We start from the raw sequence: 12,670 nt of genomic DNA on the forward strand, positions 1-12,670 counted from the left end.
GGCTCGACCCTACCCGCGACTCTTCTGCACCGGAACCGCCCGCGCACTGCCGCCTCACCGAGAGGCAGATAACCCCATCTCGGGCGGCTCCAAGGCCATCCGGCAGCTCTGGGGCCCTCCGTGCACTCAGTGACTAACGAGCCAGCTGCCCGGGGGCAGAAGTTCCGGCCGCGCCGGACGCCCCGGAAGCGGTGCCGGCCTGCTCGGAGATCCAACGTCCCACCAGCTCCAGCAGCTCGGCGTCCACAGGCTCGCGGATCTGGCGCTTGTAGTCGGAGAGGGTCGGAGCCTTCGGGTCGCGGCGCAGCAGATGCGACAGGTCGTCGATCTTCCGCGTGGTCACCGGGCCGGGAACGGTGGCCGCGATGATGTCCAGGTCTGCCGGGTCCACCTGCACGTCCTTGGCACCCGTGATGGCCAGCACCGGCAGCTGCAAGCGCCCCAGGTACGGAACGGGGTCGAAGTCAATGAACTCGCGATGCCAGAGCGCGTTGATTTTACGGCCCTGCATGCGCACCACGTCCTCGGTGGTGGTCCGAAGTTTTTCCACCGACTTCGCCTGGATCTTGACCAGGTCCTGGCGGAAGAGCTTCAGCAGCAAGCGCGGGAATGCGGGCAGCGAGTCGCTGATCTGGGCTGTCTGCCACCTGCCTGTCTCAAAGCCGGTCTGTGCCGAGGCCGAAAGCAGCACCGCACCGTCCACCCGCGTGCCGGGATCTGCCGCCACGGCCGCTGCGTGGTAGCTGCCTTCGCTGTGGCCGACCAGGAACACCGGCAGGTCCCCTGTCTTTTGCGTGACCATCCATCGCAGGGCGGCAGCGGCGTCGTCGCTGTTCTGACGGAAACCGGCCGTCCAGAAGGTTCCATCCGAGGCGCCGGTGCCGCGCTTGTCGTAGCGCAGCGAAGCGATCCCGTGGTTGGCCAGCGCGTTTGCCAGGTCACGGCTGATGCCCAACGGCATCCGTTTATGGTTGGCATTGCGGTCGATCGGTCCCGAACCGGGCAGGATCAGCGCCACGGCACGGACCGTTCCTGCCGGCTCGGCCCAGGTTCCCGCCAACTGCACGGTCCCGGAGGGGAAGCGGACCTCTTCTTCCGTGACCGATTGCCCGGCGGGCAGGCCGGCGGCGGCACGGATTCGGGCCGCAACGTCCTCCGCATCGGGAAGCGACACAACGACTCGGGCGTACTTTTGCCCGTCCAGGTCAAGCTGCACTGCCGGGGTGCCGCGGCGGGCGACGGCGAGGGTCTTGCCTCGGCCGCGCCACGTTCCCACCCGAGTCCGTCTCGGGATTGCAAGCCCGGGAGCCCGCAGGCCGCGGACGCCGTCGAACGCGTCCGCGAGCACCCGGACTGAGGTCACCGCAGACAGCGGGAAACTTTGGTCGCCGAGCAGCCCCGCAACCTTTTCAAACCGGTCCAACTCCAGCAGAACCTCCTCCTTGTTCTCCACCACTATCGCCGCCACTGCGCCTCCCTTCGGGTCGTTTATTGCTCGTGTCTTGGCCGTTCGAGCCCGGCTTCGGTAGCCGGACAGTACGATTATTATCAGTTGTGGAAACAATGTCAACTGTGAGAATGTAGAGCCATGTCCTCCTCAGCGAGCGCCGACCTGATCCTGCACCCGGTACGCCTGCGAATTGTGCAGACGCTGCTGGGCAACCGCGAGCTGACCACGGCGGAGATCTCCGCCGAACTCCCCGACATCCCCACGGCCACGCTTTACCGGCACATCGGCACGCTCTCCAAGGCCGGCGTGCTGGCGGTTGCCCAGGAAAGGCCGGTACGCGGCACCACCGAACGCACCTTCCGGCTGGATGTGGCCAAGAGTTCAGTGGCCGAGGACGATCTGGCCTCCATGACCGCCGAGGATCACCGGCGCGGCTTCATGGCCTTCACGGCCGGGCTGCTGGAGGCCTTCGACCAGTACATCGCCCGGGAGAATCCGGATTTCCTGCGCGACGGGGCCGGTTACCGGCAGACCGCCCTCTGGATGACGGACGAAGAGTTCGAGGAATTCACCTTCGCCATCAGGGCTGCCGCACAGAAGGTGGCGGCGAACGGCCCGGAAGAGGGGCGGCACCGCCGCTTATTCTCCACTGTCCTCATCCCGGCGGATCCGCCTGCCTGACTGCCCTCCCGGAATGGGTGTCCGGCCCGGAGCGGCGTCCATGGATAGCGGGGACGCGGCTGTTTCCCCCTGCTGGTTCCCCCGGCGAGCGGATCGCGCGTCTGTTACGGCAGATTATCGTTGCGTTTGTTACGAGTCATTATTACGGGCAGTTTGCCGCGAGTCCCGCGCGTGCCGTTTAGTTGGTGGTGACCATCCCGAGCGGCCGAGAGACCTGGATCGACGACGCCGCAGCAACCCTGGTCACCGGAAGCCCACCCAGACTGCCGGTGATAACGAGGTGACAAGCCACGGGTACGGCCGGCGGAAGCCGGGCCGCACGGCTTGATCCGTAGGGTGCTACTGCCAGGATCGATGGAGTGATCCCATGACTGCAGTACTGTCGTCGTCCCGCCACGCGGCTCCCGCTTCCGCTGCACCCGCAGCCCGTTCCGACTCAGCCCTGGCCGTTTCCTTCCGCGGCCTGAACCGCACCTTCGGCGCCGGAGCCCAGGCGCACACCGTGCTGCGCGACGTGAATTTCGATGTCCGGCCCGGCGAGGTGCTGGCCATCCTGGGCCCGTCCGGCTGCGGCAAGTCCACCTTGCTGCGCGCCACCGCCGGTCTCGACGCGCCCAGCGCCGGCACCGTGGAAATCGACGGCACGCCGGTCCAGGGCATCGACTCCCGCTGCGCCGTCGCGTTCCAGGAACCGCGGCTGCTGCCGTGGCACACCCTGCAGGCCAACGTGGCCATCGGCCTGCCCAAGAGCTGCAGTGCCAAGCAGGGCAAGTCCAAGGTCGCCCGGCTGCTGGAACTGGTCGGCCTGGCCACCTTCGCCAAGCACCGGCCGCGCGAGGTCTCCGGCGGCATGGCCCAGCGGGCCTCCCTGGCCCGGGCGCTGGCCCGCAACCCGGGCGTGCTGCTGCTGGACGAACCGTTCGGCGCTCTGGACGCGCTGACCCGGATCAAGATGCAGGATTTGCTGCTCGATATCCACGCGGCTGAACCCACCACCGTGCTGCTGGTGACCCACGACGTGGACGAAGCCCTGCAACTGGCGGACAGGATCATCGTGCTCGGCAAGGAAGAAGGCCGCGAGGACGACGGCGCCACGATCGTGCGCACCGTCGATGTCCCCCGCGCCCGTCCGCGGGACCGCGGATCGGTCGAGCTGGCCCGAATGCGCCGCTCGCTGCTCGAAAGCCTCGGCGTCGACGGCCATTAGGGCCGCCGTCACCCCTCATTAAGCCAAGCAATTCCCGGGCCGTACGCGCCCAACATCATCCGTCGCGGAATTTCTCCTGTTCCGCACACCGTTCAAAGGAACCACCATGTCTCTTGCCAGCCGTTTCTCCCGCCGCCCGCTCCTGGGCGCAGCCGCCGTTGCCGCCACCGCCTCGCTGGCCCTGACCGGCTGCGTTGCCGGTGAGGATTCCGAAGCCACCGCCGCCCAGGGCACCGGCGATGGCGTGCTCAACATCGACTTCGCCACCTACAACCCGCTGAGCCTGATCATCAAGGAAAAGGGCTGGCTGGAGGCCACCCTGGCCGACGACGGGGTCGAGGTGAACTGGCTGCAGTCGGCCGGTTCCAACAAGGCCAACGAGGCGCTGCGCTCTGGAGCGGTCGACGTCGGATCCACCGCCGGTTCCGCGGCGCTGCTGGCCCGCGCCAACGGCTCGCCGATCAAGACCATCAGCCTCTACTCGCAGCCGGAATGGTCGGCCCTCGTGGCGCTGCCCGACTCCGGCATCGAGTCCGTCCAGGATCTCAAGGGCAAGTCGGTGGCCGCCACCAAGGGCACCGACCCCTACTTCTTCCTGCTGCAGTCCCTGGAAGAAGCCGGCCTCTCCGCCGAGGACGTGACCGTGCAGAACCTGCAGCACGCCGACGGCCTGACCGCCCTGCAGCAGGGCTCCGTGGACGCCTGGTCGGGCCTGGATCCGATCATGGCCGGAGCCGAGCAGGACGGCGCCGAACTGTTCTACCGGAACCTGGACTTCAATACGTACGGTTTCCTGAACGCCACGGAGTCCTTCCTCGAGGAGGAACCGGAGCTGGCGCAGGCCGTGGTGAACGCCTACGAGAAGGCCCGCGCCTGGGCCGCCGAGAACCCCGAGGAAACCGCGCAGATCCTGGCCGATGTTGCCGGCCTGGACCTCGAGGTCGCCACCAAGGTGATCGCCGAGCGCAGCAACCTGGACGTGGAGGCTGCCCCGGGCGAGAAGCAGCGCGCCGTGCTGGAGAAGGTCGGCCCGGCGTTCGTCGAGACCGGCGACGTGAAGAGCCAGGCCGACATCGACGAAGCCCTCGCCACCCTGCTCGACGACTCGCTGGTGAAGAAGGCCGACCCGTCGGCCATCAAGGAATCCTGATGACGCACATCGGCAACCCCGGCGCATCCGGCAACAGCGTTTACCCGGCCAGCCAGGAAGGCCTCGCGGCCGCCGGCGTCCTCAAGACCGCGGGCGCGCCCAGGCCGGATCAGGACGGCCCCTCACCGGAGTCCCCGGCCAACGGATGGTCCCCGACCGGGGTGCTCGGCAACGGCTGGGCCCGCCTGCTCCTTGGCCTGCTGCTGCCCGCCGCCCTGCTCGCAGCCTGGCAGTGGAGCACCTCCGCCGGCCTGTTCAGCTCGGTCCAGCTGCCGGCACCGGGTGCGGTCATCGACGCCGCGGTCGACCTGATCCAGCGCGGCGAACTGGCCCAGCACGTGGCCATCTCCACCCAGCGCGTGCTGCTCGGCTTCGCCTTCGGCGCCGCCCTCGGCCTGGTCTTCGGCGCGTTGATCGGGCTGTCCAAGGTGGCCGATGTGCTGCTCTCCCCCACCATCGGGGCGCTGCGTGCGGTGCCGTCGCTGGCGTGGGTGCCGCTGCTGATCCTGTGGATGAAGATCGGCGAGGACTCCAAGGTCACGCTGATCCTGATCGGCGCGTTCTTCCCGGTGTTCACGACGGTCTCGCTGGCGCTGCGCCACGTGGACAAGAACCTGGTGGAGGCCGGCCGCGCCTTCGGGCTGAAGGGCGTGAAGCTGCTGACCACCGTGCAACTGCCGGCCGTGGTGCCCGCCGTGTTCTCCGGACTGCGGCTGGCCCTGGCGCAGGCGTGGCTGTTCCTGGTGGCGGCGGAACTGATCGCCTCATCCATGGGCCTGGGCTTCCTGTTGACGGATTCGCAGAACAACGGCCGCACCGACCGGCTGCTGCTGGCCATCGTCCTGTTGGCCATCATCGGCAAGATCACCGACGCGCTCCTGGGAGTTGCGGAGAAATGGGCAGTCAAGAGATGGGCATAGAAGTAGCCGAAACCGCCGGCGGTCGCCGCACCGCCGGAAGCACCGCCGTCGTACACGAAGAGGGCCTGGCGCCGTACCGCGACCAGGTGACCGACTGGCCGGAGCCGCAGACCGAGGCCGAGCGGATTGCCTTCTGGGAACGCGCGGCGGCCCGGCTTGAGTGGGCCGAGCCGTGGCACACCGCGCACTCCGCCACCCCGGTGGACACCGCGGCGCGGCGGGGACCGGAGCTGCGCTGGTTCGACGGCGGCAGGCTGAACGCCGCGGTCAACTGCGCCGACCGGCACGTTGCCGCCGGCCGGGGCGACAAGGTGGCACTGCACTTCGAAGGCGAGCCCGGCGACCGCCGCACCGTGACCTACCGCGAGCTGCAGGAGCTGGTCTCGCAGGCCGCCAATGCGCTGCTGGCGCTGGGCGTCGGCAAGGGCGACCGGGTGGTCATCTACCTGCCGGTACTGGTGGAGACCGTGGCCATCACGCTGGCCTGCGCGCGGATCGGGGCGGTGCATTCGCTGGTCTTCGGCGGCTTCTCCGCAGAGGCCCTGAAGTTCCGGGTGGAGGACACCCGTGCCAAGCTGCTGGTCACGACCGACGGCCAGTACCGCCGCGGCACCGCCGTCCCGGTCAAAGCCAACGCGGACGCGGCCGTCTCCGGCGAGAACGCGATCGAGCACGTGCTGGTGATCAATCGCACCGGCCACACGGACATCAACTGGGTGGAAGGCCGCGACGTGTGGTGGCACGACGTCGTCGAGACCCAGCCGCGCGTCCACGAGGCCGAGGCGTTCGAAGCCGAGGCGCCGCTGTTCATCATGTACACCTCGGGCACCACCGGTCAGCCCAAGGGCCTGGTCCACACCACCGGCGGCTACCTGACGCAGGCCTCATTCAGCCACTCGTACCTGTTCAGCAACCCGGACCCGGACGCGCGCGAGGACGACGTGCACTGGTGCACCGCGGACCTGGCCTGGGTCACCGCGCACACCTACGAGATCTACGGGCCGCTGAGCAACGGCGTCACGCAGGTGATCTACGAGGGAGTGCCGAACGCCCCGCACCCCGGCCGGCACTTCGAGGTCATCGAGCGCTACGGCGTGACCAGCTACTACACCGCGCCCACGCTGGTCCGGTCGCTGATGGGCTGGTTCCCCGACGGCATTCCCGCCAGATACGACCTCAGCTCCGTCCGCCTGGCCGGCACCGTGGGCGAGGCCGTGAACCCGGAGGCCTGGCGCTGGCTGCGCAACCAGGTGGGGCGGGATTCGCTGGTCGCCGGGGACCCGTCGTCGGGCGTGCCGATGGTGGATACCTGGTGGCAGTCGGAAACCGGCGCGACCGTGCTCTCGCCGCGCCAGACCGATGCGTCCTTCAAGCCCGGCTGCGCCACCCGCGCCCTGCCGGGGTTGGCCACGGACATTGTGGACGACGGCGGCGCCCGGGTGGGTGCCGGGGAGCAGGGCAACATTGTGGTCACCAGCACCGGGCCGGCGATGGCCCGGACGGTGTGGGGCAATCCGGAGCGCTACTTCACGTCCTACTGGGAAAAGTACGCGGCGCAGGGCTGGTTCCTGGCCGGCGACGGTGCCCGCTTCGACGCCGACGGCGACACCTGGATCCTGGGCCGCACCGACGACGTCATCAACATCTCGGGGCACCGGCTGTCCACGATCGAGATCGAGTCCGCGCTGGTCTCGCACCCGGCGGTGGTGGAGGCCGGCGTCTGCCCGACCTACGACGCCAAGACCGGCCACGCGGCCACGGCCTTTGTGGTGCCGCGCGACAAGTCGCTGATCGGAGCGGCGGCCGGGCAGTCCGAGGGACAGCCGGCGGAGCTTGCGGCAAAGCGGGCCGCCGCGGTTGCGGCATTGCGGGAGCACGTGGCCACGCAGATCGGGCCCATCGCCAAGCCGCGTGACGTGGTGTTCGTGCCCGACGTGCCGAAGACCCGCAGTGGCAAGATCATGCGCCGGCTGCTGACCCAGTTGTTCGAGGGGACGGAGCTGGGCGACACCACCAGCCTGCAGAACGAGCCGTGCATCGCGCAGATCCAGGCCATCTGCGACGCGCGGTAAAGTTTTCCGCCTTCACCGGTCAGGGCTGTCCATGTCTTGGCGGACCGCTGAGTGTTTTCCCTAGTCAGCGCCAGAGGCCGCTCCAAAAGATGGACAGTTGCTGCATAACTTGGACAGCCGGCCTGCCGCCTGCATGGCTCGGGGGGAAACTCTGGCACTCAGGCAACACGCCGCAACATCGTCATGACCTCGGCGACAACGTTCTGGGGCGTGAAGACAAGATCCTCGTACACGTACCGCAAGGTTGGAAACCCGCTGAGCATGCCGGCGTTGTTCCTTCTGCGGTCCTTCTTGAAAGTCGCCCGGTTCCAGTGGAAGTCGAACCCATCGAGCTCGATGATGATTCGGCCTTCCACCACCATGTCCACTCGTCCAAGCCCCTGAATCGGTACCTGGGTTTCCACCCGAAGCCCGACCGTGTGGAACAGGTCGCGGGCGATAATCTCGAGCGGCGAATCGGCGTCGTCACCGATGCTCAAAACGACTGCTCGACGCATGCCGTTGCGTTTGCCAGGAAGCAGCTCCACCAGTTCAGCTTTGGTGACGACACCCCTGCGCACGGCTGATTCCGCTACGACCAACGCCTCCAGCCGAGGCCGGCATCGGATGGCGTGCAGTACGCAGTCCAGGATGCTCACCTAGCTCCCAGGCCGCTGCCTCCCCAGCAATTCGCCTCGGTGCTTGACGGTGGACGGCGGCTGCCGGCTATGGAGCGTCCACAGGTGCAGTCGATCCGGGTCTTTGATCGTCCAAAGCCCTAGTTCCCGAGCCGCTGAAATGCAGGTAATCAATCCGTTGGCCAGCACGGCTACGCGTACGTTCGCATCAGCCTTCTCCGTACCGACGATTCCTTGGCGGAGCACAGTGATCACGCCGTTCTTGATGGCTGCCTGGATCTGGTCTCGGCTGAAACCGCAGCGGGCCAGTTCGCTGGCCGGGAGTGTTCCACCGCGCCGTTCAACGTAACCAGCTATCGCCTCGTCCATATCCACGAGCATGTAGGCTGCGGCCGCGGACAGCTAGACGGCCGCACTCCCTGTGGACAACGTGCTGGGTGGCCTGGGCAGACCTTGGGATTGAGATGAGGTGGGCGTGCCTTTACAGGAGGGGCGCACCAGGCGTGTGCGTCAGTAGCGGCCGCCGAATTGATAAATCTGCGTACGGACCTTGTCCCTGTGCTCCTCCATCAAGGCTTCCTTCGCGGCCCCGGCTTGCCAGGCTGAACGGAGCCAGCGGGCCGCCGCGGCCAGGCCATGGAAAGTGGCGGTTACGAAATTCCCGGTAGCGCTGAAGACGCCAGTCCGTGTAGCCGCGTGCACCGGCTGCGACAGGCTCAACGGCGCGCCTGCATTGCTAGGGCGAGCGGTGGCAGTGGCCGGACGGCCCGTTGCAGTCGTGGCACGGAGCAAGGCGGCAGTGGAGGACTGGCTGGAGCGGTATGACCGGCCATCAGCGTCGAGGATGTGGTGCGGGGTTTGGGTGCAGGTAGTCATGACTTCAGATTCCGCCCATCGGACATCGCCAGCCACGATTCGGCACAACCCGAATCCGGGAATAATCCCGGGAGCCCTGGTGGATAGAAAACCGGGAAGCGGCGGGCCCATGGGGCCGAGGGATCGAGGAAGCGGAAGGTGCACGCGAGCGGAAGGCCACAGGAAGCCGGAAGTCCGAAGCAACGACGCCACCCCCGGCCCTCCCGGATTCGGTCCAGCCCGAATCCTCGACTGGCGTGACCGGCAACCTTACGCTGTTTCCATGCACATTACGCTCAGCAGCGAGGACCTCACCAAGGTCCGGTTTGAGGCGGCGCCGCTGGGCGAAACCGTCGCCAGTTTGCGCGCCTTGCAGGTGGGCACTCCCATCCACCGCCCATGGATCGAAGCCACCAAGCGGCGCATCGCCGAGTCGGCCGACCCGCAGGCCCGCGGCCACCTGCGCCTGCTGACTGCGCTGGTTCCACCGAAGGGCTTCCTGGCTGACTCCATCACCCCCACCCCGAGGTACCAAGACACGTTCGCCGAGGGGCTCGCCGCCGTCGCCGATGTGCCGCCGGAGCTGTGGCAGCGTGACGTCACCCACCTGCTAAACCAGAGTCCGGTCGGCTACGCCCGCGAGGAACTGCAGCGGCTCGCGGAGGATATCGACGCCGGCATCCCACGCATCACCGCCGCCCTTGAGTGGTACTGGGGCACCGCCGTCGAACCCGTGTGGCCGCGTCTGCGCTCCCTCCTGCTGGCCGATATCGACAGCCGGCTGGCCCAGCTGGCGCGCGACGGCATCCTGGAAGTGTTCAAGAGCCTGCACCCCAGCGTCCGTCCCACTCCCACCGGCCTGGAAATCATGCGCGGCTGTGAGGCCGACGACGTGCCCGAACCCGGCGGCGGGCTGTTGCTGGTGCCCAACGCGTTCGTCTGGCCCAACACCTTGGTGCTCAACGTGCGGCCGTTCGTGCCCACGCTGACCTACGCGCCGCGCGGCGTCGGCCGGCTCTGGGAAGCCAGCCGCGAGGCGACGCACAGCCCGGTGGCGCGGCTGCTCGGCAAGACCCGGGCGCAGATCCTCGCCCAACTTGATGTCCCGATGACGACGACGCAGCTCGCCCGCTGCCTGGACCTCGCCGCCGGGACGGTCAACGAGCATCTCAAGGTCATGTCCGAGAGCGGTTTGGCGGCCACCATGCGATCGGGCCGCGAAGTGTTCTATCGGCGCGCCGAAACCGGCGAAGCGCTGCTGGCCCGGCTGTAGGGAGCCGGCCACGGCCCCACTGTCCACGTTTTGCGGGAAGCTTTTGCGTTTGTCCTAGTCAGCGCCATACCCCGCTCCAAGACATGGACAGTTCCTGCTGAACGTGGACAACTGTCACCTTCAGCAGCGCCCCCCGTTCCTTGGCAGGGTGGGTCAGGGTTCCTTGGCAGGGTGGGTCAGGCCACTCGTCGCGGGCGACGGTGCGCTTCCGTCCAGGGGTAGGTAACCCCGGCCGGCGCCGGTGCGGCGCGCCCCGCGTGGACCCGCCTACCGCTCCCGCAGGGCGCGCACCAGCGAGTCGAACCTCTCGTTGCCCGGCAGGTCCTCGATCAGGATGGCTTCCCCGTCCGGCCCGGCCAGCGGAATACGCCAGTTCGGGTACTCGTCCGCGGTGCCCGGCTGGTTCTGGGTCCGCCTCTCCCCCACGGCGTCGGTGAGGGCAACCCCCAGCAGCACCGAAGGGGTCTGGGCGATGTAAGCGTGAAGTGCCTCAACGGTGCGTTGTTCGGCGGTGGTGCCGGCGCCGTCGTCGTGCTCGGCAGCCGGAACCCGCGAGCGCACCAGGGAAAGCACTGCCTCCTGGGCTGCCTGGTCCAAAGCCCGTTCCTCCTCCACCGGCCGGTTCAGCAGGCCCAGGGATTCGCGCAGATCCACGTGCTCACCGGCGAGGTAGCCGGCGGTGGGCGGCAGGTCGTGGGTGGTGACGCTCGTGAGGCAGGAGCGGCGGTACCCCTCCGGCGGGCGGGGGCTGCCGCCGTCGTACTCGAACCACAGGATGGAGGTGCCCAGGATGCCGCGCTCCGCCAGGTAGTCCTGCACCCCCGGCTCGAAGACCCCGAGGTCCTCGCCGATCACGACGACGCCGGCCCGTTCCGCTTCCAAGGCGAGGATGCCGATCAAGGCCTCGTGATCGTAATACACGTAGGCGCCTTCGCCGGGAGGGCCGCCGACGGGGATCCACCACAGCCGGAACAGGCCGAGGATATGGTCCACCCGGATGCCGCCGGCGTGCCGCAGAATGGTCCGCAGCATGTCCCGGTAGGCGGCATAGCCGGATTCCGCCAAGCGGCGCGGGTGCCACGGCGGCTGGGACCAGTTCTGGCCCTGCTGGTTGAACATGTCCGGCGGCGCGCCCACCGAGATTCCGGGGGCCAGGACGTCGTGCAACGTCCAGGCATCGGCGCCGGTCGGATGGACGCCGACCGCGAGGTCATGCATTACCCCGATGTTCATTCCCGCTTCGACGGCGCGGCGTTGCGCCGCCTCGAGTTGCTCGTCGCACAGCCACTGCAGCCACTGGTGGAACTCGATGCGGTCCTTCAGTGCGCTGCGCTGCGACTCGATGAACGCAGGATCCAACCACTCGGGAGCGCCTGGCGGAAGGGTTTCGGCGAGCGCGCACCACAGGGCAAAACGCTCCAGGCCCTCGCCCTCGTGACTGCGGAAGGCCTCGAAGCGCTGCTGCCGTTCGGCGGATCGGGGCACCGCAAAGACCGCTTCCAGGGCCTGCAGCTTGGCCGCAAAAATGGGGTCACGGTCCAGAATGCCGGTGTCCAGGTTTGCCTCGTGGAAGTTGTTGGCCAGCGGGATGTCCCGGGATTCCGGCACGTCCTCAATCCGCAGGTACAGCGGATTGACGAACCGGCGCGTTGCGGGCAGGTAGGGCGAGGGCTCCACCGGCGGCATGGGTTGTGCCGCGTGCAGCGGGTTGATCAGGACGAAGCCGGCGCCCTTGGCGGCAGCCGTCTCGGCGAGGCTGGCAAGGTCCGCGAGATCACCGATGCCCCAAGAGGACCGCGAGCGCACCGAGTACAGCTGTGCCATCAGGCCCCAGGTCCGGGGAAGCTTGTCGGCGGTGGTGAGCCGTCGCGGGGTGACCACCAGCGCGCACTGTGCCAAGCTGCCGGATGGTTCCGCGGCCGCGCCGGTTCGGGTCGCCGTCGCTTCCGACAGTTCCGCGACCTCCAGCGTGTGCCAGCCCAGCGGGAGGTCGGCCGGCACAACCGCCGCGAAACGTCCGCCCGGATCACCTTCGGCGCCAGACCTGCCGGACACCACCTCGACGTCGCGCGAAGACCCGTCCTCCAACAGGACCCTGGCCCGCGGGCGGAGGCCCGCGCCGACATTGACTGGAACCTCGGTGGCGGTGCCTTGGCGAAGGACGACGGCGGGCGGCAGCGTGCGCTGCAACGGCTCGAGCTCGGCAGCACGGAGGGATGCGGCGACATCGTCGTCGGTTGCGCAGGGGACGTCCAGCGCGGTGAGGACGGCAACCAGGGTTGCCGGTCCGACTTCTTTCTCGCCGCCGTCCCAACCGCGGAAGGTAGTGCCGACACCGTGTTCCTGTGCGAGGCGCTGCAACGCCGAGAGCTCAGCCATAGACCCAATCTACGGGAACTAGGCGGACCTTTGCCGGGAGGTCGGCGCAACCGGCAGGCTAGGCGG

The 12,670-nt window shown here is 68.2% G+C and carries 10 protein-coding genes; 6 read left to right on the plus strand and 4 right to left on the minus strand.

From position 1 onward, the window contains the following. Positions 1–133: 133 nt before the first annotated feature. The gene (locus tag AC5RUK_RS10530) at positions 134–1,468 is read right to left on the minus strand and encodes an alpha/beta hydrolase (RefSeq protein ID WP_494152153.1); all 1,335 of its coding nucleotides are present in this window, start codon (positions 1,466–1,468) and stop codon (positions 134–136) included. Positions 1,469–1,588: 120 nt separating this feature from the next. Between AC5RUK_RS10530 and AC5RUK_RS10535 the strand changes: the two genes are divergently transcribed. The 5 genes from AC5RUK_RS10535 to acs all read left to right on the plus strand — a co-directional run bounded on the left by AC5RUK_RS10535 (position 1,589) and on the right by acs (position 7,480). After that, complete coding sequence (locus AC5RUK_RS10535; protein ID WP_494152154.1) at positions 1,589–2,131, plus strand: helix-turn-helix domain-containing protein; 543 nt, start codon at positions 1,589–1,591, stop codon at positions 2,129–2,131. 367 nt (positions 2,132–2,498) lie between these two features. Next, complete coding sequence (locus AC5RUK_RS10540; protein ID WP_494152155.1) at positions 2,499–3,338, plus strand: ABC transporter ATP-binding protein; 840 nt, start codon at positions 2,499–2,501, stop codon at positions 3,336–3,338. A gap of 106 nt (positions 3,339–3,444) precedes the next feature. Then, positions 3,445–4,488 (plus strand): aliphatic sulfonate ABC transporter substrate-binding protein, encoded by a 1,044-nt coding sequence (locus tag AC5RUK_RS10545; RefSeq protein ID WP_494152156.1) that lies wholly within the window; start codon positions 3,445–3,447, stop codon positions 4,486–4,488. Further along, positions 4,488–5,408, plus strand: a complete 921-nt coding sequence (locus AC5RUK_RS10550; protein ID WP_494152157.1) for an ABC transporter permease — start codon at positions 4,488–4,490, stop codon at positions 5,406–5,408. The genes AC5RUK_RS10545 and AC5RUK_RS10550 overlap by 1 nt, the downstream gene beginning before the upstream one ends. Continuing rightward, positions 5,399–7,480 (plus strand): acetate--CoA ligase, encoded by a 2,082-nt coding sequence (gene acs, locus AC5RUK_RS10555; protein ID WP_494152158.1) that lies wholly within the window; start codon positions 5,399–5,401, stop codon positions 7,478–7,480. The genes AC5RUK_RS10550 and acs overlap by 10 nt, the downstream gene beginning before the upstream one ends. A 158-nt stretch (positions 7,481–7,638) precedes the next feature. Here the strand turns inward: acs and AC5RUK_RS10560 are convergent, their stop codons facing one another. Beyond that, positions 7,639–8,118: an endonuclease domain-containing protein gene (locus AC5RUK_RS10560; protein WP_494152159.1), complete on the minus strand. Its 480-nt coding sequence runs from the start codon at positions 8,116–8,118 to the stop codon at positions 7,639–7,641. Beyond that, on the minus strand, positions 8,119–8,466 hold the full coding sequence (locus AC5RUK_RS10565) for a hypothetical protein (RefSeq protein WP_494152160.1): 348 nt from the start codon (positions 8,464–8,466) through the stop codon (positions 8,119–8,121). 769 nt (positions 8,467–9,235) lie between these two features. Between AC5RUK_RS10565 and AC5RUK_RS10570 the strand changes: the two genes are divergently transcribed. Then, positions 9,236–10,225 (plus strand): ArsR/SmtB family transcription factor, encoded by a 990-nt coding sequence (locus tag AC5RUK_RS10570; protein ID WP_493988561.1) that lies wholly within the window; start codon positions 9,236–9,238, stop codon positions 10,223–10,225. A gap of 267 nt (positions 10,226–10,492) precedes the next feature. Here the strand turns inward: AC5RUK_RS10570 and malQ are convergent, their stop codons facing one another. Continuing rightward, entirely contained in the window at positions 10,493–12,604 is a 2,112-nt protein-coding gene (gene malQ / locus AC5RUK_RS10575) for a 4-alpha-glucanotransferase (RefSeq protein ID WP_494152161.1), read from the minus strand. Between the last annotated feature and the right edge of the window lie 66 nt (positions 12,605–12,670).

Source organism: Arthrobacter sp. Y3223065, from assembly GCF_059090885.1.